At 65.4% G+C, this 20,181-nt stretch carries 21 protein-coding genes; 7 read left to right on the forward strand and 14 right to left on the reverse strand.

Annotation, left to right across the window (positions count from 1 at the left end):
* The first annotated feature begins 15 nt into the window (after window positions 1–15).
* On the forward strand, window positions 16–1,590 hold the full coding sequence (locus tag C8N34_RS11405; RefSeq protein WP_108128953.1) for a 5-guanidino-2-oxopentanoate decarboxylase: 1,575 nt from the start codon (window positions 16–18) through the stop codon (window positions 1,588–1,590).
* Window positions 1,591–1,666: 76 nt separating this feature from the next.
* Here the strand turns inward: C8N34_RS11405 and C8N34_RS11410 are convergent, their stop codons facing one another.
* From C8N34_RS11410 to C8N34_RS11420, 3 genes are all read right to left on the reverse strand, one after another.
* Window positions 1,667–2,344 (reverse strand): fumarylacetoacetate hydrolase family protein, encoded by a 678-nt coding sequence (locus C8N34_RS11410; RefSeq protein WP_054302432.1) that lies wholly within the window; start codon window positions 2,342–2,344, stop codon window positions 1,667–1,669.
* A 70-nt stretch (window positions 2,345–2,414) separates the two neighbouring features.
* Window positions 2,415–4,067: a D-alanyl-D-alanine carboxypeptidase family protein gene (locus tag C8N34_RS11415; protein WP_082400851.1), complete on the reverse strand. Its 1,653-nt coding sequence runs from the start codon at window positions 4,065–4,067 to the stop codon at window positions 2,415–2,417.
* 182 nt (window positions 4,068–4,249) lie between these two features.
* On the reverse strand, window positions 4,250–4,954 hold the full coding sequence (locus C8N34_RS11420) for an HAD family hydrolase (RefSeq protein WP_054302433.1): 705 nt from the start codon (window positions 4,952–4,954) through the stop codon (window positions 4,250–4,252).
* Between the two features lie 130 nt (window positions 4,955–5,084).
* On the opposite strand from C8N34_RS11420, the gene clpS reads away from it, so the two are divergent.
* From clpS to C8N34_RS11435, 3 genes are read left to right on the forward strand one after another with little or no spacing between them, the layout of a single operon-like run.
* Window positions 5,085–5,405, forward strand: a complete 321-nt coding sequence (clpS, locus tag C8N34_RS11425) for an ATP-dependent Clp protease adapter ClpS (RefSeq protein WP_054302611.1) — start codon at window positions 5,085–5,087, stop codon at window positions 5,403–5,405.
* A gap of 28 nt (window positions 5,406–5,433) precedes the next feature.
* Window positions 5,434–6,417 (forward strand): class I SAM-dependent methyltransferase, encoded by a 984-nt coding sequence (locus C8N34_RS11430; RefSeq protein ID WP_108128955.1) that lies wholly within the window; start codon window positions 5,434–5,436, stop codon window positions 6,415–6,417.
* A gap of 19 nt (window positions 6,418–6,436) precedes the next feature.
* Window positions 6,437–7,240 carry an SDR family NAD(P)-dependent oxidoreductase gene (locus C8N34_RS11435; protein ID WP_054302435.1) on the forward strand — a complete coding sequence of 268 codons (804 nt, stop codon included), beginning with the start codon at window positions 6,437–6,439 and terminating at the stop codon, window positions 7,238–7,240.
* A 3-nt stretch (window positions 7,241–7,243) separates the two neighbouring features.
* Here C8N34_RS11435 and C8N34_RS11440 read toward each other — a convergent pair whose 3' ends face one another.
* Window positions 7,244–7,633, reverse strand: coding sequence for a hypothetical protein (locus tag C8N34_RS11440; protein ID WP_054302436.1), 390 nt, complete (start codon window positions 7,631–7,633; stop codon window positions 7,244–7,246).
* Between the two features lie 115 nt (window positions 7,634–7,748).
* Between C8N34_RS11440 and hemF the strand changes: the two genes are divergently transcribed.
* Entirely contained in the window at window positions 7,749–8,609 is an 861-nt protein-coding gene (gene hemF / locus C8N34_RS11445; RefSeq protein WP_108128956.1) for an oxygen-dependent coproporphyrinogen oxidase, read from the forward strand.
* 2 nt (window positions 8,610–8,611) lie between these two features.
* Entirely contained in the window at window positions 8,612–8,950 is a 339-nt protein-coding gene (locus C8N34_RS11450) for a hypothetical protein (protein WP_108128957.1), read from the forward strand.
* Window positions 8,951–8,982: 32 nt separating this feature from the next.
* Here the strand turns inward: C8N34_RS11450 and C8N34_RS11455 are convergent, their stop codons facing one another.
* The 5 genes from C8N34_RS11455 to panB form a co-directional block, all read right to left on the reverse strand.
* Window positions 8,983–10,188, reverse strand: coding sequence for an aminotransferase-like domain-containing protein (locus tag C8N34_RS11455; protein WP_170120552.1), 1,206 nt, complete (start codon window positions 10,186–10,188; stop codon window positions 8,983–8,985).
* 86 nt (window positions 10,189–10,274) lie between these two features.
* The gene (locus C8N34_RS11460; RefSeq protein ID WP_108128958.1) at window positions 10,275–11,177 is read right to left on the reverse strand and encodes a DMT family transporter; all 903 of its coding nucleotides are present in this window, start codon (window positions 11,175–11,177) and stop codon (window positions 10,275–10,277) included.
* A 4-nt stretch (window positions 11,178–11,181) separates the two neighbouring features.
* A complete protein-coding gene (gene hemE, locus C8N34_RS11465; protein ID WP_108128959.1) occupies window positions 11,182–12,225 on the reverse strand; it encodes a uroporphyrinogen decarboxylase in 1,044 nt (347 codons plus the stop codon).
* A 92-nt stretch (window positions 12,226–12,317) separates the two neighbouring features.
* Complete coding sequence (panC, locus tag C8N34_RS11470) at window positions 12,318–13,157, reverse strand: pantoate--beta-alanine ligase (protein WP_108128960.1); 840 nt, start codon at window positions 13,155–13,157, stop codon at window positions 12,318–12,320.
* Complete coding sequence (panB, locus tag C8N34_RS11475) at window positions 13,154–13,993, reverse strand: 3-methyl-2-oxobutanoate hydroxymethyltransferase (RefSeq protein WP_108128961.1); 840 nt, start codon at window positions 13,991–13,993, stop codon at window positions 13,154–13,156. The genes panC and panB overlap by 4 nt, the downstream gene beginning before the upstream one ends.
* Before the next feature lie 175 nt (window positions 13,994–14,168).
* Between panB and C8N34_RS11480 the strand changes: the two genes are divergently transcribed.
* Entirely contained in the window at window positions 14,169–14,519 is a 351-nt protein-coding gene (locus C8N34_RS11480) for a cupin domain-containing protein (RefSeq protein ID WP_054302444.1), read from the forward strand.
* Window positions 14,520–14,677: 158 nt separating this feature from the next.
* On the opposite strand, the gene C8N34_RS11485 is transcribed toward C8N34_RS11480, so the two are convergent.
* The 5 genes from C8N34_RS11485 to C8N34_RS11505 form a co-directional block, all read right to left on the reverse strand.
* On the reverse strand, window positions 14,678–15,640 hold the full coding sequence (locus tag C8N34_RS11485) for a phosphotransferase enzyme family protein (RefSeq protein WP_108128962.1): 963 nt from the start codon (window positions 15,638–15,640) through the stop codon (window positions 14,678–14,680).
* Window positions 15,637–16,914 (reverse strand): aspartate aminotransferase family protein, encoded by a 1,278-nt coding sequence (locus tag C8N34_RS11490; protein ID WP_108129029.1) that lies wholly within the window; start codon window positions 16,912–16,914, stop codon window positions 15,637–15,639. The genes C8N34_RS11485 and C8N34_RS11490 overlap by 4 nt, the downstream gene beginning before the upstream one ends.
* A 67-nt stretch (window positions 16,915–16,981) precedes the next feature.
* Window positions 16,982–18,472, reverse strand: a complete 1,491-nt coding sequence (locus C8N34_RS11495) for a tripartite tricarboxylate transporter permease (protein ID WP_108128963.1) — start codon at window positions 18,470–18,472, stop codon at window positions 16,982–16,984.
* Window positions 18,473–18,480: 8 nt separating this feature from the next.
* On the reverse strand, window positions 18,481–19,095 hold the full coding sequence (locus C8N34_RS11500) for a hypothetical protein (RefSeq protein WP_108128964.1): 615 nt from the start codon (window positions 19,093–19,095) through the stop codon (window positions 18,481–18,483).
* Window positions 19,096–19,217: 122 nt separating this feature from the next.
* Window positions 19,218–20,150 (reverse strand): tripartite tricarboxylate transporter substrate binding protein, encoded by a 933-nt coding sequence (locus tag C8N34_RS11505; protein WP_108128965.1) that lies wholly within the window; start codon window positions 20,148–20,150, stop codon window positions 19,218–19,220.
* Window positions 20,151–20,181 lie beyond the last annotated feature (31 nt).

Raw genomic sequence — 20,181 nt, forward strand, 5'->3', positions numbered from 1 at the left:
CAAACGGAGCAGATCATGCCTCTTTCCACCGGACAGGCGCTTGTTCAGGGCCTGAAACAGCGCGGCGTCGATTTGGTCTTCGGCATCCCCGGCGTCCATACGATCGAGCTTTACCGTGGCCTTGCCGGTTCCGGCATCAGCCATGTCACGCCCCGCCACGAACAGGGCGCCGCCTTCATGGCGGATGGCTATGCCCGCGTCTCAGGCAAGCCCGGCGTGGCCTTCGTCATCACCGGCCCCGGACTGACCAATGCGCTGACCGCCATGGCACAGGCACGGGCCGATTCGGTGCCGATCCTTGTGATCTCCGGCGTGAACCGGCGCGCAAGCCTTGGTGGCGGCTATGGCCTACTGCACGAACTGCCAGATCAGGCCGGGATGGTGCGCACACTCTGCCCCAGCTTCCAGATCACTGCGCCCGAGATGGTGGAGCCCGTGCTCGACCGCGCCTTCGCCGCTCTGACCTCGGGCCGGCCCGGCCCGGTGCATATCGAAGTGCCAACCGATGTGATGCCACTGCCCGCCACAGCGCCGCGCCCGGCTCCTGCCGCGCGCCCGCTGTTACCGGAGCCCGAGGCGCTGGCCCTCGCCATCACCCGCCTTTCCGCCGCCACAACCCCGGTCATCCTTGCCGGTGGCGGCGCCCGGCGGGCCGAAGCGCCGTTGCGCGCGCTGGCCGAGGCGCTGGACGCTCCGGTGGTGCAGACCACCAATGCCCGCGGATTGATGCATGGCCATGCCCTGACCGTACCCGCCTCCCCCTCGCTCGACGCCACCCGAGCGCTGATCGCCGGGGCGGATCTGGTGCTGGCCGTCGGCACCGAGCTTGGTCCCACCGATTATGACATGTATGTGCGTGGCGGCCTGCCGGACCTTTCCGCCATGATCCGCATTGACCTCTGCCCCGACCAGCTCGCCCGGCACCCTGCCAGCCTGACCCTCGCCGCCGACGCCACCACAACGCTGGCCGAACTCGCCGCCGCCATCCCGCCGCGCAGGGGCGATGGCGCCGGGCGGGCCGGTGCCACCCGTGATGCGGCAAGAGCCGAACTGGCAAGGCTGCATCCCGACATGCCGCATCAGCTTGCCATGCTGGAAGCCCTGCGTGAAGCCGTGCCCGGTTCCATCGTGGTCGGCGACAGCACGCAGCCGGTCTATGCCGGGAACCTTTATTACGACCATGACCGCGCGGGTGGCTGGTTCAATGCCGCCACCGGCTATGGCGCCCTGGGCTTTGGCCCCGGCGCCGCCATCGGCGCCGCGCTTGCCGCCCCCGGTACGTCAGTCATCTGCCTGATCGGTGATGGCGGGTTGCAATTCTCGCCCGGTGAACTGCGCGCCGCCGTGGACGAAAAGCTGCCCGTCACCTTCCTCGTCTGGAACAATGCAGGTTTCCGCGAAATCGCCGAGGCGATAACCGGCGCCGGGGCAGAGGTCATCGGCTGCACCCCCTCCCCCCTGCGGATGGAGCCTTTCGCAGCCGCCTGCGACCTGCCGTTCCAGAGCGTCGCCAACACCCCGGCCGAACTCGCCAAAGCCTTGCAACAGCCTTGCACCGGACCGCGCCTGATCGAAATTCGCGTCGCCTGATCCCGGCGACCGGAGGCCGTCTTCCATGGCAATGCCTTGGCCGGGGGGTCGATGCCCCCGGCAAAGGCTCCCGGTTTCAGATCACCGTCACCACAGCCTGCGGCAGGCCATCTATCTGCACCACACAGGTTTCGCCCCGCGCAATCGCGCCAACCCCGGCAGGTGTGCCGGTCATGATGAGATCGCCCGGCTCCAGCCGAACCAGCCCCGACAGATGCGCAATGACATCCGCGACCGGCCAGATCATGTCCGCCAGCGCTGCCTCCTGCCGCACGCCCCCCGCAACAAGGCAGCGAATCGCGCCCTCCGGCACCGCCTGCCCCGGCACAATGGTGCCGACCACCGCCGAGGCATCAAAGCCCTTCGACATATCCCAGGGTCGCCGCGCCGCCTTGGCCGCGGCCTGCATGTCGCGGCGCGTCAGGTCATTGCCTGCCGCATAGCCGAACACATGATCGAGCGCCTGCGCCATGGCAATCCCCGCACCACCCTTGCGAATGGCAACCACCAGTTCCGCCTCGTGGTGCAGATCCGCCGTCGCGGGCGGATAAGCGATCTGCATCCCGTCCTGCACCAGCGCGTCGGCAGGCTTGGTAAAGAAGAACGGCGGTTCGCGGTCCGGGTCATGCCCCATTTCGCGCGCGTGTTCGGCATAGTTGCGCCCGACGCAGAAGATGCGGCGCACGGGGAAACGCGCAGCCATACCCTGAACGGGCAGGCTGGGCACAGGCGCGGGCGGGAAGACGTAGTCCATGAAACAAAACCTCCGGGTCAGGTGTCAAACCTGCCCGGAGGCGATCCGATCCGCAAGATCAGCCGCGGCCTTACGGCCCGAGGGTGAAGCACTGCGTGCCGCGCGCCTGAAGCCGAAGACAGGCAAGCTCCGCCTGTTTCTGGCTCAGGCCCATGAAATTGGCGTCAAAGCCTGTGGGTTTCTGCACGATCTTGCGCAGCCCCTCGTTCAGCGTGGCGCCCTCCGACAGCATGGTCTGCATCAGGGCGCGTTCTGCCGCGCCCCGGCTGGCAAAGCGACCGATGTTCACACCCCAGTGCCGCCCGCCCGAAGTCGAGATGCGGGTCACCACCTCGGTCGGTGTCGGCGTCACACGGGCGCTGGCCACCTGCTCTGCCGCTTCGCCCGCCATGGGCGTGGCGGTGTGAATCACGGTCGGCACATGCGCGGGCTTCGCCTTTGGCGCGGCCGCCTGCGGCACGGCAACCGCCGCCGCCAGAGTCATCACGCTGCCATCGGTGATTTCCGGCAGGCCGGTATCAGCCTCGGCAATGGCGACCTCCGTGGTTTCCGCCCCGGCCGCAGCCAGCGCATCGGCAATGCTGTCCTGCATGGCGGCCACGGCCACTTCGGCAGCGATCCGTTCCGCCACCGCATCCACTGCAGCCTCGACCGCCGGATCGGGCCGGGCCTCCGGCAGCGTTTCAACCTGTGCCACCATCGCGACCGGCGCAGCCCCCGGACGGGCCCGCGGCACCGGCGATTTCGCCAGCGTCGTGCTGACACGCACGGTCTTCGCCCCGACAACCCTTCCGCCCGAGGCATCGGCCACCAGCATATCCTCTGCCGGGGCCGCCGGCGCTTCGGGCTGCTGGTAGACCGGCGGCGCCGGCGGTTGCACCTTGGCCCCCGGACGCGCCTTGGCAAAGCCAAGGTCCAGCAGTTCCGACATCTTGGCATTACGCTGCGCAGTCGAAGTGCCGCCGAACACGGTTGCGATGATCCGCACGCCATTGCGCTCCGCCGAAGCGGTCAGGTTGAACCCTGCCGCATTGGTGAAGCCGGTCTTGATGCCATCGGCCCCCTTGTAGCTGTCAAGGAACCTGCGGTTGGTCGACAGCACGTCCCGCACACCAGCATCCGTCTCGCGCCGCGAGAAAATGTTGTAATATTGCGGGAAATCGTAGAACAGCCGCCGCCCCAGCACCGACATGTCATGTGCGGTCGACAAGTGGCCCGACCGCGTCAGGCCGTTGGCGTTCTGGAAGGTGGTGTTGGTCATGCCGATCGCCTTGGCGGTGCGGTTCATCCGCTTGGCGAAATTCGCCTCCGATCCGCCGACCGCCTCGCCAATGGCCGTAGCCGCGTCATTGGCCGATTTGATGGCGGCGGCGCGAATCAGATGGCGCAGGGCGATCTTCTGCCCCGGCTTCAGGCCAAGGCGCGAGGGCGGCTCGTTCGCCGCATGTTTCGAGATGGTGACCATGCTGTCGAGGCTGATTTCGCCGCGCTCCACCGCCTCGAAGGCGATGTACAGTGTCATCATCTTGGTCAGCGAAGCCGGATGCAGCCGCGTATCCGCGTTGGTCTGGTAAAGAGTCTCGCCGGTGCGCGCATCCATCACATAGGCGGCGTAGGGCGCCGCGCCAGACGGTGTCGGTCGGGTTGCGGAACAGGCCGCGACCACAATGAAAACCGCCATCAGGGTGAAGTTGCGAACGAACTGCCCAAGTCGTGAAGCCACGTCCCTGCCCCTCGCCTTATTGTTATCTGCCTCGGTATCGTCTGCCCCGTGTAGTCCGGGGCTTTTGACGAAGGCTAACACAGGGTATCGGCGCCGGAAACCCCGGAAATTCAACCACTTTTGCGGCGTTGTTCAGAAGCCATAGCGATATGTGGTGGGGGCCATGGAACGCCACCACCACATTATGACGAAAGCTGATCCAGGAGCCCCGGCAGTGCCGAAAGATCGGACAATTCGCGAAAACGCGCGTGGCCGGTCGGCGGATCGGCGCGCTCCAGCGCCCAGGTCAGGCCGTGGGGCACATGCACCCCCCAGCCGCCGGTTTCGATCACCGGCAGAACGTCGGATTTCAGCGAGTTTCCAACCATCATCGCCGCCTCGGGGCGCACGCCATGGCGGGCAAACAGCCGCGTATAGACCGATGCCGTCTTGTCCGACACGATCTCCACCGCGTCGAACAGATCCCCCAGCCCTGACTGCGCCAGCTTGCGCTCCTGATCCATCAGATCCCCCTTGGTGATCAGCATGACGCGGAACCCTGCCCCGGCCGCTGCCGTCACCGCCTCGCGCGCATGGGGCAGAAGCTCGATCGGATGGGACAGCATCTCGCGCCCCGCCGCGATCAGCTCGGCAATGACGGAGGCGGGCACCCGGCCCTCGGTCACCTCGATGGCGGTTTCGATCATCGAAAGCGTGAAGCCTTTCACCCCGAAACCATACTGGCCGACATTGCGCCGCTCTGCCGCCAGCAGCCGTTCGTGCAGATGATCGGCGGCGGCGTGATCCGCCAGCAAAGACTCGAACCTGTCCTGCGTCAGCCGGAAGAAGGTCTCGTTCTGCCAGAGCGTGTCGTCGGCATCGAAGCCGATAAGCGTCAGTTTTTCCATGGCCGCGAAAGTAGCGCCGGGTCACGGATTCGCCAGCCCCTTTTCGCGCCGCCGCTTTGCGCTATAATCTACCGATATCACGAATCCGCCGAACCTGCCGGAGCGACCCTTGACCCTGCGCCCCTTTTTCATGTCCGACAAAGACGACGGGCCCGGATCGGAAGCCTCGATCCTGACGAAGGCAAAGACCCGCACCCAGCGGCCACCCATGTACAAGGTGCTGCTGCTGAATGACGATTACACGCCGATGGAATTCGTGGTGCATATCCTTGAACGCTTCTTCGGCCTCAATCACGCGCAGGCGTTCGAGATCATGCTGACGGTTCACAAGAAGGGCCTCGCCGTGGTTGGCGTGTTCTCCTTCGAAGTGGCCGAAACCAAGGTTGCGCAAGTGATGGATTTCTCGCGTCGGCATCAGCATCCGCTGCAATGCACGATGGAGAAGGAATAAGAGAGGATAAGGCCCCAAGGGGCCGCCCATGCGTTCCACCCGTCTTGAGCTTGCGCTGGATACCGGCGCCATTGCCCTGCCGCCCGAGGGGCGCATCGCTGTCTTCCGCCCGCGCGCGGGCGACGACCTGTCGGCGCTGCCGAAGGCCCGCGTGCAGGTCATCACCGGCTTCCGCCCGGACCATGATCATTTCACCGGGCTGGGCCATGCCTGTGCCACCGCGCCGGAGGGCGATTATACAGCCGCGCTGATCTGCGTGCCGCGCGCACGGGCCGAAGCCCGCGCGCTGGTCGCCACTGCCTGCGCTCATCTGCCGCCCGGGGCCCTTGTCATTCTGGACGGGCAAAAGACCGATGGCATTGACACGCTGCTGAAAGACCTGCGCGCCCGCGTGGATCTGGGCCAAGCGCTCGCCAAGGCGCATGGCAAGATCGCCGCCTTCCCTTCCGGCCCGGATCTGTCCGACTGGTCCGCCCGCCCGCAGCAGGTTGACGGCTTCACCACCCTGCCCGGCGTGTTTTCCGCCGACGGGCCGGATCGTGGCTCGATCATGCTGGCCGGGGTGCTGCCCGCCAAATTTCCCTCGCGCGTGGTCGATCTGGGTGCTGGCTGGGGCTACCTGTCCCGCGCGGTCCTTACCCGCGACGGTGTAAAGGAACTGCATCTGGTCGAAGCCGATCACACCGCGCTCGACTGCGCACGTCTGAATATCCCCGACCCGCGCGCGCATTTCCACTGGGCCGATGCACGGCTCTGGCAGGTCCCGCATCTGGCGGGCGCCGTGGTCTGCAACCCGCCCTTCCATACCGGGCGCGAGGCCGATCCCGGTCTCGGCCTCGCCTTCCTCAAGGCCGCGGCAAAGATGCTTGCCCCCGATGGCACGCTCTGGCTGGTCGCCAACCGTCATCTCCCCTATGATCCCGCCCTGCGTGCGGCGTTCCGAGAGGTGGAGGAGATCGGCGGCGACGGCGCATTCCGGCTTGTCCGCGCCTCCTATCCCAGCCGCCGCTAGGCAGAAAGGGCTCCTCCTCATGTCGCTTTCCATTCAAGGCAAGACCGCCATCGTTACCGGCGCCGCCAACGGTATCGGCCGCGCCATCGCCCGCCACTTTGTTGACAAGGGCGCCAATGTGATCTTCGCCGACATGGACGAAGCCCGGCTGGAGGCCGAGGTCGGTGACGAAGCACGGGGCGAAGGCCCGGTACGCATGTTCGCGGGCGATCTACGGCAGAAGCTGGCCATCACCAACCTGCTGTCCGCCACCATGGATGCCTTCGAACGGGTGGACATCCTCGTGAATGCAAGCCGCCAGATCAGCCTGTCGGACCCGCTTTGCATCGACGACGACGCGGTCGAACCGATGCTGGAACAGAACCTGTTCCCCAGCCTGCGCCTGACGCAGCTGACTGCCAAGCGGATGATCCTTCAGGCCGAGCGCAATGGCGGCGGCCCGGCGGGGTCGATCATCAACATCTCGTCCATCGCCGCGCAGCATACCCGGCCCGAGCTTCTGGGCTATTCCGTCGCCTGCGCCGCGCTGGACCAGATGACCCGCTCGATGGCGGTCGCCCTTGCCCCCAAAGGTATCCGGGTGAATGCGGTCGCCTTCGGTTCGGTGATGAGCGCGAGCCTTCAGGCCGCCCTGAAAGATACCCCCGACTACCGGGAGGCGATCACCGCGGGCACGCCCATGGGCCGCATTGCCGCCGCCAGCGAACTGGCGGAAACGGTGCAGTACCTCGCCTCCGATGCCTCCGGCTTCATGACCGGGCAGGTGCTGACGGTGGATGGCGGGCGCAGCCTCGTCGATGCGGTAACGGCCCCCGCCCACTGATCCCTATTCGGGATACTGTGCCTTGCAGGCCGCGACCGAACTGCTGCTCTGCCTCGCCAGCGCATCCCGCTTCGTCCGAAGCTGCCGCAGCTTCACCGCCTCGGCATCCAGATCAATGGCTTTCGGCCGCGTGCGCGTCACGTCGATATCATCCAGACACATCTGCGGTGGTGCGGGCTTGCCCTTCTCGTCCACGCCACCCGGCCCACAGGGCCGCCAGCGCGTCACCGTCGTGACGTAGGTTTCAATGGCATAGCCACGGCGCAAATTCTCTTCGGTTTCGGTGATCAGCCGCTCCACCACGCGCTGATCGCGGGTGACCTGGCGGATGCATTGCTCTTGCGGCGTGCCACAAGCCGCCAGCAGCGGCAGCAGGATCAGCAGACGTTTCATCACGCACTCCACTCTTTGCGCCAGCCTAGCAGCGCCCGCCCGCACGGGAAATCCGATTCTGGCAGCCTGCGGACGAAGTTGATAGGAAGGGGCCGACCGCAGCGGAGAGCAGCCGATGACCGAGGATTTCGAAACCCGCAAGACACGCGCGGCAGACTGGTTCCGCAGCCTGCGCGACGAGATCGTGACCGCCTTCGAGGCGCTGGAAACCCGCTTTGGCGGCGATGCGGCGGGCCGGTTCGAGGTCACCCCCACCACCCGCGACAGCGGCGGCGGCGGGTTGATGAGCGTGATGCGCGGCGGCACGGTCTTTGAAAAGGTCGGCGTCAATATCTCCACCGTCCATGGCAGCCTTGGCGCGCGCGCGCAAAAGGCCATGGCGGCGCGTGGTGTGCCCGGCATGGCGGAAGATCCGCGCTTCTGGGCCAGCGGCATCAGCCTCGTGGCCCATATGCAGAACCCGCACACCCCGGCGGTCCACATGAACACCCGGATGTTCTGGACGCCCCATGCCTGGTGGTTTGGCGGTGGTGCCGATCTGAACCCCTGCATCGAATATGCCGAAGACACCGCGCATTTCCACGCCGCCCTGCAAGCCGCCTGCGATGCGCATGACGCGGGCTATTACCCGCGTTTCAGGGCCTGGGCCGACGAGTATTTCTTCATTCCCCACCGGGGCCGGGCGCGCGGGGTCGGCGGCATCTTCTATGACGATCTGAATACCGGCGACTGGGAGGCTGATTTCGCCTTCACCCGCGCAGTGGGTGCCACCTTCCTGCCCGCCTTCCTGCCGGTGACGGAACGCCGCCTCGGCACGCCTTCCAGCGCGGACGACCGCGAAACCCAACTCCGCCACCGCGGTCTCTATGTCGAATACAACCTCGTCTATGATCGCGGCACCAAATTCGGGCTGGAGACCGGACACAACGCCGATGCCGTTCTGATGAGCCTGCCCCCCGTCGCGAAGTGGTATTGAACATGACCGGCATTGTGGTGAAAGCGGCTTATGCGACCGTGGCGGAAGAGGACGGGCTGATCTTCGTGGGCTTCGTCGATGCGCGTGACGAAAGCTATGCGCTGTTCCGTCAGCCCAAGACCGGCGGCCCGCTCTGGTTCGAGGTGAATGACGAAGATTTCGGCGCCGAGGATGCCATCGAAACCGCCAGCCTTGGCCCGGACGGCCTGGCGCTGACCCTGCGCCCGACATCCGCCGGGCGCTTCGGCTTTGCCAGCGCAGTGACGATCCGTCTGAAGAATTGCGAAGACGCTGAACCGGCGCTGAACCGCCTGCGTGGCATGGGGGTTCCCGGCCTGTGAAGCAAAGGGGGCTGTCTGCCCCCCGCGCCCCGTCAGCCGCGCAAAAGACGGCCGAGGCGGGCGATGCCCTCGTCGATTTTCTCTTCCGTCGCACAAGAAAACGACAGCCGCAGCGTATTGCGGTTTGACCCGTCCGCGTGGAAAGCGCCGCCGGGCACGAAGGCCACACGCTCTTCCGCGATGGCACGGGCCAGCAGGTCGGCGCCGTCCATGCCTTCGGGCAGCGTCAGCCAGATGAACATGCCGCCTTCGGGCCGGGTGAAGCGCACGCCTTCCGGCATCTCGCGATCCAGCGCCGCCAGCATCCGGTCACGCCGTGCGCCATAGGTGGCGCGCAGTCTGGCGACATGACTGTCAAAGAGTTCGCGTGCCACGCGATCCGTGACGATCTGGCTCATCGTCGCTGAATGCAGGTCGGCCGCCTGTTTCATCAGTACCAGCCGCGAGATTACCTCGCGCGCGCCACAGACCCAGCCCACGCGCAGACCCGGCGCCAGCGTCTTGGAGAAAGAGCCGCAATAGATCGTGCGGGTATTTTCGATCCCGCCGGAGCGCTCGATATCCAGTGCAAGGATCGGCGGGATCGGTTCGCCATCGTAGCGCAGGAACTGATAGGCGCCGTCCTCGATCACCGCGACGCCCAGCGCTGCTGCCTGATCCAGCAGTGCCTCGCGCGCGGCGCGGGTCAGCGTCTCGCCGGTCGGGTTGCAGAAATCAGCGGAAAGATAGGCGAATTTCAGAGCCCCGCCAGCCTCGCGGGCCTCGGCCTTCTGCGCCTCGGGATCGGCGTTGGAGCCGGGGTCCAGCCGCACATACAGCGGCTCATAGGCGTTGAAAGCCCCCAGCGCGCCCAGATAGGTGGGCCAGGTAACCATTGCAGTGTCACCGGGTGACAGCATCAGTTTGCCCAGGTAATCCAGCGCCTGTTGCGAGCCCGAGGTGATGAGAATGTTCTCGGCCGTGCAGGGCACGCCGATCTTGCCCATTTCGGCCGCGATCCAGTCGCGCAGCGGCTTGTAGCCTTCCGATACCGAATATTGCAGCGCGGCTGCGGCCTGACTGTCGGCCATGACATCGGCAAAGGCGCGGGCGAAGGCATCAGCCGGGAACAGGGCCGGATCGGGAATCCCGCCGGCGAAGGAAATGATGTCGGGCTGGTCCAGCAACTTCAGCAGTTCCCGGATTTCCGACGCCTTCATTCTCGTGCTGCGGGTCGCCAGCACGTCGCTCCACTGCATGTCATCCTCCCTGACGCGATTCGGGGCGGAGGGTGCGCCTGACCGGCATACAAGTCAACAAGGCTGACCTGAATTGTGATCATGTTTCAGGGCGAGACCCGCATCAGCAAGGCAACCCCCAAAAGCAGCACGCCAATACCCGCCATCTGGCGCGGTGTGACGCGCTGGCGGAAGGCGAAGCGCGCGACAGCCAGGGCAAAGACCACTTCGGCCAGCGCAAGCGTCCGCACATTGGCAGCCGAAGTCAGCGAGAAGGCGATGAACCAGAAGGCCGAGGCCAGCGCGCCCAGAAATCCCGCCGCCAGCGAAGGCAGCCACTCGCGCAGGCTGCCCGCCAGCGCCGGGCGGTCGCGCAGCGCCAGCCACAGGCCCAGCATGCCGGTCTGGATCGCGAGTGACAGCACCAGCGTTGTCAGCGAGCGCACCAGAAAGCCGCCCTCTGGCAGCGCGGTGATCCCGCCACGAAAGCCGATGGCCGCCATACCGAAAGCCAGCCCCGCCAGCAGACCCATCGCGGCGGGACCAAGGCCCGTCAGCATGGCGCGGCCCGCGCCGGGCTTCAGCGTCAGGATCAACACCCCCACCACCGCGACGCCGATGGCGCCCAGCATCGGCGCGGTCAGCGGGTCGCCCAGCATCGCCCAGCCAACCAGCGCGACCAGAACGGGTTCAACCTTCAGCCAGGCGGTCGTAATGCCGAAGCCCTGGGTCCGCATCACCTGCAACATCAGCGCGGTTGCGGCGATCTGTGCCAGCGATCCCATGGCCGTAAAGCCGATGGTACGCAGGGTCAGTGCGGGCAACGGCTCGCCCGACCACATGAGCGCGAGCCACAGGAACAGCGCGGCAAAGGGCAGACCGAACAGGAAGCGGACATTGGTCGCGCCCAGAGTGCCCAGACGCGCGGTCAGCCCCGACTGCGCGGCATTGCGCCCGGTCTGTGCCAGCGCCGCCGCCAGACCGGCCCAGGCCCAAAGCGGCAGGGCCATCGCCTTATGCCCCGCGAATGGTGTCGATCATCAGCCGCACGTTCTCGGGGTCGGCATCAGGGGTGATGCCATGACCGAGGTTGAAGATATGCGGGCCATTGCGGAAGGCCTCGATCACATGGCGGGTTTCGCGCACCAGCGCCTCGCCACCCGTCACCATATGGCCGGGGGCGAGGTTGCCCTGCACACAGCCATCGACCTGCACATGCGCGGCCCCCCATTCCGGAGTGACAGAGTTGTCCAGCGCCACGCAATCGGCGCCGGTGGCGCGGGCGAAACCGATATAGCCCTCGCCCGCCTCGCGCGGGAAAGCGATGATCGGCAGGCCGGGGTGGCGCGATTTCAGTTCTGCGATGATCCGTGCGGCGGGCTTCACCGCGAAGTCGGTGAAATCGTCGCCCTTCAGGCTGCCCGCCCAGCTGTCGAACAGCTTCACCACTTCGGCCCCGGCCTTCACCTGTTCCGACAGATAGTCGATGGTCGCTTCGGTGATCAGGTCGATCAGGCCCTGAAAGGTCGCGCGATCCGCCGCCTTCAGCGCATGGGCCGGACCCTGATCCCTGGTGCCGCGCCCGGCAATCATGTAGGTCGCCACCGTCCAGGGGGCACCGGCGAAGCCGATCAGCGTGGTTTCGCGCGGCAGGTCGCGCGACAGACGCCGCACGGTTTCATAGACCGGCGACAGCCGGTCATGGATGGCCGATGCGGGTTTCAGCGCCGCAAGCTCCGCCCCCGTGGTGATGGTGGACAGGCGTGGCCCCTCGCCGGTTTCGAACCACAGATCGGCGCCCAGTGCCTGACAGATCAGCAGGATGTCGGCGAACAGGATCGCCGCGTCAAAGCCATAGCGGCGAATGGGTTGCAGCGTGACTTCGGCGGCGAGTTCCGGGTTATAGCACAGCGACAGGAAATCCCCCGCCTCAGCCCGTGTCGCACGATATTCCGGCAGATAGCGCCCGGCCTGCCGCATCATCCACACCGGCGGCACCGGCAGCACCTCGCCGCGCAGGGCCCGCAGGATCAGCTTGTCGGTCTTTGCTTCGGTCATCTCGGGCGTCCTTTCCAGTTGCCCCTGACTTGCCCGGCAGGCGGGCGAAGTCAAGCGCGGCAGGGTGCCGCCCCTTTCGGCCCGGCGAACCGTCAGACCGGGATATTGTCGATCAGCCGGACATCACCGATGGTCGCCGCCACCAGAAGCCGCGCGGGTTGCGCGACCGATGTCGCGGGCTCCAGCATCGCCGCCGTGCGCAGTTCCAGATAATCCACGTCCGAAAACCCGGCGAGCCGCAGATCAGCCACCGCCTGCGCCAGAACCGGCGCGACCTCGGCCCCGCCCCGCAGGGCCTGCGCGGTTTTCTGGAGGATACGATGCAGCGCAGGCGCCTGCGCCCGGCTGAGGGGATCCAGCCGCACATTGCGCGACGACATAGCCAGACCATCAGGCTCGCGGATGGTTTCGCAGCCCACCACCTCGACCGGAATGTTCAGGTCGGCAACCAGCCGCTTGACCACCTGCAACTGCTGCCAGTCCTTCTGGCCGAAATAGGCGCGGTCGGCCTGTGTCATGCCGAAGAGCTTGGTGACAACAGTCGCCACGCCCTCGAAATGGCCGGGGCGGCGTTCGCCTTCCAGCGGGGCGCTGACACCATTGACGATGACCTGCGAGGCAAAGCCCGCCGGATACACCTCATCCGGGCCGGGGGCGAACAGCACATCCACACCTTCCTCGGCCAGTAGAGCAGCATCCGCAGCCTCGGTCCGGGGGTATTTCGCCAGATCCTCGGGGTTGTTGAACTGGGTCGGGTTCACGAAAACCGTGACGATCACCCGATCACAGCCGCGTTTCGCCGCCCGCACGAGGCTCAGATGCCCTTCATGCAGCGCGCCCATCGTGGGCACCACGCCGACCTGACGGCCATCGGCCTTCCAGCCGCGCACCCGTGTCCGCAACTCGGCGACAGTCCTGAGAATTTGCATCAGCCTTGCGCCCCCTTGGCCGGCAGAACATCGGCGAAGGCGTGCTCCGGCCCCGGAAAGGCCCGGTCGCGCACTTCGGCGGCATAGGCGGCCACCGCCTCGTCGGCGGTTTCACCGAAATTGGCAAAACGCTTCACGAATTTCGGGCGGAAATCGGTGAACATGCCCAGCATGTCGTCGACCACCAGCACCTGCCCGTCACAGCGCACCCCAGCGCCGATGCCGATGGTCGGGATGGTCAGCCGCTGAGTGATGCGCGACGCAAGCCCCTCGGGCACCTTTTCCAGCACGACCGAGAAAGCACCGGCCTCCTGCACCGCCACCGCATCCGCCATGACCTTCTCGGCCTCGGCGTCCCGGCCCACCACCTTGTAGCCGCCCAGCGTGTTTACCGCCTGCGGTGTCAGCCCGATATGCGCCATCACCGGCACGCCGCGCGACGTCAGGAAGGCGATGGTTTCCGCCATGTGCTGCCCGCCCTCCAGCTTCACTGCCGGGGCGCCGGTTTCCGCGATCAGCCGCGCCGCATTGCGGAACGCCTGCTGCGGGCTTTCCTCATACGATCCGAAGGGCATGTCGATCACCGCCATGGCCTTGGTCAGGCCGCGCACCACTGCCCTGCCATGCAGGATCATCATGTCCATCGTGACACCGATGGTCGATGGCAGGCCATGCAGCACCATGCCGAGGGAATCCCCAACCAGCGCCACATCGCAGTGACGGTCGACGATTCGCGCCATGGGCGTCGTATAGGCGGTCAGCACCACGAGGGGCGTGCCCCCCTTGCGCGACTGGATGTCGGCAGGCAGTACCGGGCGCAGAGGGCTTGATGCGCTCATGTCTCTCTTGCTCTCCCTCAAGAGGAACGTTGACCCCCTGTATAGCCGCCGCCCCTGTGCCGCGCCAGCGAAACATGCCCGCCGCGCCGCAGCAGAAATCCGGCTTGACCAAAGCACATGACGCGAGGCCAATGACGGGGCCACCAATTGCGCAAAGACCCGTCAGAGGACATCCATGAACCACCTGTTCAAATTCGACCGCACCGACATCGCCCCCGAAACCGAGCGCCCGGACGCCGAAATCGTGCTGGCGGGCGATCCCGTCCACACGACCTGGAGTATGGAAGAGCGTGAGGACGAAGGCATCTACAGCGGCATGTGGCAGACCACGCCGGGCAAGTGGAAAGTGTCCTACGAGGAATGGGAATACGTTTATATCCACGAAGGCGTTTCGATCCTGACCGACACCGAAGGCAAGGCCACCACTCTGCGCGCAGGCGACCGCTGGCTGATCCGGCCGGGGTTCGAGGGCACCTGGGAATGCGTGGAAACCACACTGAAGGACTATGTGATCGTCATGCCGTAACAGGCGAAGGGCGGGCCGTAAGGCCCGTCCTTGTCACGGAAGGCCACTTGTTTCCGATGCGGAGGCAACGCCCACTTCGGCCGGTTGCACAAGGGATTTGAACCGCCCCGCAGGGCAGTGCCATGACATCCGCGGTTCCGGCGCCGGACCGGCGCATCTCAGGTCAGGTCTGCCGATACCGGAAACGCGTTGTGGTCCCGCAGACAGGCCGAACAAAGCACCCGCGCCTCGTCGATAAAACGGGTGTTTCGATCCGCGCCTCCGGGTTCCTGCATCCGTGGGACGATCCAGCCGACATAGGTTGCCGCCCTCAGCGCGATGAACAGGTCGATCAGCCCAAGATCCAGGGACTTTCGGGCAAGGTAACCTGCCAGCAACGCGTCTTTGAGCGCGGGATAATCGGGTTCGCCCAGCGTCTTGAGCAGCACCGTCGCCAGATCGAACTGGCGGAAACCATAGCCCCCGTCATCGAAGTCAATCATCCGCACGACCGGACCATCGAGAAGGACATTCTCGCGCACGAGATCGGCGTGGATCAGGCCAAATTCGGGCGCGGCCGCAGACAGGCGCTGCCGCGCAACTGCGCGGAAGGCATGAAAGATGGCCCGCGTCTGGTCATCCAGCGTCGGGTTCTCCCAGAACCTGCCCCAGACTGGCGCATCGCCCAGAAGCCCGTCGAAATCCCAGTGGCAGCGGCGAAAGCCCGGCGGCACCTGCCAGGCATCGCAGGCCAGATGGAGCCGGGCAATCTCGGCCCCGAGCGCGCGGAAGGTTCCGGGCCGGTCGGGCAGCTCCAGCGGAATGCGGCTTTTGCCCAAGGGGGTTCCCGGAAGCCAGGTCACCACATCCGCGAACCCTTCCCCGGCCCGTTCCAGCAGGCGACCGGACCGCGAGGGCAGCGGTGCGGGCACGCTGAGCCCTGCCCTGTCCATCGCGTTCAGCCAGTCAAGCTCTGACCGGAGTTCGACTTCATCGCGGTAGCCGGGGCGCTTGATCCGCAGTGCATACCGCGCTGCCGGTGTGGTGATGCGATACACCTGGTTTTCGCGCCCGGCGACAAAGACGCAATCCGCTTCCTGCAAGCCCCAAAGTGCGAGGGCCTCGCTGACGCGATCGGTCATGCTATCACCGGCGTTTCGGTCAGCACCTCGTCCAGCGTGGTCATCAGCAGATCCAGATGTTCCGCGCCGAAGGGCATGGGCGGCCGGATTTTCAGCGTGTTCTTGTGGCGACCGAGCTTCGACAGGATGATGCCCCGCTGACGCATCTTGTTCACAACAAGATCGGCATAAGCCGCCGCCGGGGTTCTTTCCTGCCGGTCCAGCACGAATTCCGCACCAAAGACCATGCCCGACTGACGCACATCGCCGATGACAGGATGCCTGCCCGCCAGCTCGACGAGCCTTTGCTGTGCAAGCTGGCCGATCCGCGCCGCATTGGCCTGAAGGTTACGCTCCTGCAATTCGTCCAGCACCGCCATGGCAGCCGCGCAGCTGACCGGATTTCCACCGAAAGTGTTGAAATAGCGGAAGGACTTGCGGAAACGCGCCATGATCTCGGCCGTCGTCACCAAACCCGCGACCGGATGGCCATTGCCCATCGGCTTGCCCATGGTCACCACATCGGGCGTCACCCCCTGGCGTTGATGCGCCCAGAAATGGCTGCCCGAGCGGCCAAAGCCGGATTGCACCTCGTCGCAGATCAGCAGGCCCCCGGCGCGGCGCACTGCCTCTGCCGCCGGGCGCAGCCAGCCCTCGGCCTGTGTCGGGAAACCTTCGTTCAGGAACAGCGGGCAGACGATCAGGGCTGCAAAGCCGATGCCCGACCGCTCCAGATCGTCGATCGCCTCCTGCACCTTCGCCGCGAAACGCTGCCCGTCCGGGTCGGCAATACGGTAACTGTCAGGCGCCTCGACATGGCGAAGATACTGACCAAGGCCAAAGCCCACCTCCGGCACATTGCTTTTCGACAGGTGGCTGACCAGCGTGGTGTTGCCGTGATAGGTGGCGTCGGTCGCGACGATTCCGCGCTTGCCCGTCATCGCCTCGGCCATACGCAGCGCGATATCATTCGCTTCGGACCCCGTGCAGGTCAGGATCGCTGTTTCGAGGGGGTCCTCACAGGTGGCGGTCAGCCGCTCGACATAATCGAGGATGCCTTCGTGCAGATAGCGGGTATGGGTATTCAGCGTGGCCGCCTGCTTGCAGATCGCCTCGACCACGCGCGGGTTGCAATGGCCGACATGGGGGACATTGTTATAGCAATCGAGGTATTTGCGCCCCCCGGCATCCCACATCCAGACGCCCTCGCCCCGGACGATATGCACCGGATCGTCATAGAAGGTCGAAACATTCGGCCCGAGAAGGGCACGGCGGCGGGCAACAAGGTCGGTCATGGCATGGGCTTTCGCAGACAGGTTCGGGCGCGCGGGCACTGACTGGATCAGGCGCCCGCGCATGAGGTCAGACCGGGGTGGCGTTGCGCTTCCTGCGCAGGCTGGTCCAGCCGAAGATCAGCAGGGCCCCGACGGCAAGGCCGATCAGTGTGGCCGAGATGGGGCGCTCGAAGAACACCATCATATCCCCGTTCGACAGGCTCAGCGACTGTGCAAAACGCCATTCGAACAGCGGCCCCAGCACCAGCCCGATCACCATGGGGAAGGCAGGGATGTCATTGCGGATCATGATGCGCCCGACGATAGCGAAGACAATCATGATCAGCGCATCGCTGACGCGATAATTCTGCGTGTATGACCCGATCAGGGCCAGGATCATCACACAGGCCCCGATGAAGCGCGGGTTAAAGTTGGCCAGTTTCGTGATGTATTTCGTTGCGAACAGAAGGATCACGAGGATCAGGATGTTCGCAAGGAAAAGCGAGGCATAAAGGCCGCTTACGAAATCGGGATGGTCAACGAACAGCCGCGGGCCGGGAACGATGTTGTGGATCATGAAGACGGTCAGAACCATCGCCATCAGCGGGTCGGTCGGCATCCCCAGCGACAGCAGCGGGATCATCACGGTCGAAGTGCAGGCCGAGATGGAGCTTTCGGAAGCGATCAGCCCTTCCGGCGCGCCTTTCCCGAACGTCTCTGGCTTTTTCGAAAGGCGCTTCGTGATCGAATAGCTCAGGAACTGCGCCCCGAACTCGCCAACACCGGGCAGAAGGCCCATCGTCAGACCAAGGCCGACCGACCGGCCCAGAACCTTGGGATAGCGCAACGCCTCCAGCAGGCCGCGGAAACGGTTGGAATATTCCATGTTCACCGTCGGCCCCTTGCGGGAGGGCGAGGTCAGCAGGACAAAGCCCTGGCTCATGGCGAAAAGGCCGATGACGACCGGGACAAGCGGCACACCGCCCAGAAGCCAGCCCTGATCAAAGGTGTAGCGCTGCGTGCTGAACACGCTTTCCATACCCACCGTGCCAAGGAACATGCCGAAACCCAGTGACATGACCGCCCCACCAACCTGATTGTAGTGGGCAAGGATCACCGAAGCGATGGCCAGAACGGCGATGGCCACATATTCCGGCGGGCCGAAGCTGGCCGCGACACCTGCAAGATAAGGGGCCAGAAACACCAGCGCCATGACCGAACAGATACCGCCGATGAACGAGGATGAATAGGCCAGCGACAGCGCACGATGCGCCTCGCCCCGCCTGGTCATCGGATAGCCGTCATAGGTTGTCAGCACGTTGACGGGTGTGCCCGGCACCTTGATGAGGATGGCCGGAATGGCCCCGCCGTACCAGGCGCCGCCGTAACAGCCCAGCAAGAGCGTGATGCCCGCCAGCGGTTCCAGTTGCAGCGAGAAGGGCAGCAGGATTGCCATGGCACCTGCGGGTTCAAGCCCCGGAATCGCGCCGACGGCAATGCCGCAGATCGCGCCGAGAAACAGGGCCAGAATGATCTGGATGGTCAGAATATGTTCGAAGCCGGCGATGACACTGTCCACGGGGAACCTCAGAGGTAAATGGCGACGGACCGGACGAACCAGTCCGGGAAGAACGCCGGGTAAAGCGGAGCCATCGGGAACCACACGCCCATCAACACGCGGAAGACCAGCACAACAAGAACGACGAACAGCGCGGCCTTCAGCTTCCATGCCGTGCTGCGCAGCCCCGCCATCCAGATCACCACCTGCATGAAGATGAAGGACGGCAGCGCAAAGCCGCCCCAGCCGACAGCAAAAAGATAGACGATGAATGCGGCTGAATACTTCAGCGCTGGACCAAGCGCGCCAAAAGCCCAAAGCGACTTCTGCCGGAAATCGGCGCCGAACCTCGCAGCGCGGCCCGCACGGACCCAGCGCAGCGCCTCGAAGCCGCCCGCCGCGACGGTGATGGACAGCGCAAAGATCGGCCAGGTGGCAGGCTCGACCCACCACCCCTTGTGCATGGGGGCCGCGCGGGTCGCGACCGGCACCAGCAACAGCAGAATGCCCGCGAGGATGACGAAGACGAGCGCGATCAGCGATTGTGCTTCAGGATGGACGAATTCGGTGTGCTCCGGGTCGTCCGGCAAGGGCACACCATGCGGCACGGGCTCGAACCCCGATGCCCCTGGATCGGTGGACATGGCATCTCCATTGCGGCCAGCGGCCGCGCAGCCTGCTTTGCGGGTGGAAAAGGCGGGGCGTTTTCACGCCCGGCAACCTTCATATCTGCCGGGCCGCGCGAAGCGCCCGGCAGCATGTCACATTATTCCTGCATTTCCTTCACCAGCGCCTCTGCCGCGCTGTAGTCGGCATCAATGCGCGCCTTGGCATCGGCAGCACCCATCCAGTAGACACCTGCCCCGGTATTCTTCGCGACATCCTGCGCCTTTTCCGAAGCCATCGCCTTCTCGGCCACCGCCGCCAGCTTGTCGATGATGTCCTGCGGCGTTCCCTTCGGCACGAAGAGGCCGTTCCACAGCGTGATGTCGAGGCCCGGCACCTGTTCGGACAGCAGCTTGACATCAGGCGCCAGGGAAAGCGGCTGGTCGGTATAGGCGGCAACCACCTTGACCTGATCGAGGCAGGGCAGAACCAGCGCCATCGACGTCGCCATCACATCGACATCCCCCGATTGCAGCAGCGTACAATCCAGCAGGTCCGCCGGTGTATCAGCCGCAAACGAGAACCCCAACCGCTTGGCCGCGGCGAAAGTCGCCATGGTGGGCACCACGTCATAGCCAAAATGCCCCAGTTTGACCGGGTTGTCCTTCGCATAGGCGGCAAGGCTCGCCATGTCGCTGTAAGGCGCATCCCCACGCGCGACCAGCGCGAACGGATAGGTCAGGAAGATCCCCACGGGCTCAAACGTGTCCCGGTTATACGTCGCGACCTGCTTGATGACATGCACGGTGGGCACGTCGATCACGAAAGATCCCACGGTATAGCCGTCGGGCGTGGCCTGGGCCACGAAGGTCGCCCCCTCCACCGCGCCGCCACCGGGCCGGTTGACCACCTTGGCCGGAACGCCGGTTTCGGTGGTGAATTCATCCGCGATGATGCGGGTCAGCTGGTCCTCAAGATCACCCGGCGGCCAGGGCACGACCATCGTGACGGGGCGTTTCGGGTATTCAGCCAGCGCAGGCGCCGCAAAGGCGAAGGCCGCCAGACCTGCCAGAAACAGTTTCGTGGTGTACATCGTCGTCTCCCTGTGGTTTATTATTGACACC

The organism is Gemmobacter caeni (genome assembly GCF_003054195.1).
Classification (GTDB): Bacteria; Pseudomonadota; Alphaproteobacteria; order Rhodobacterales; family Rhodobacteraceae; genus Gemmobacter; species Gemmobacter caeni.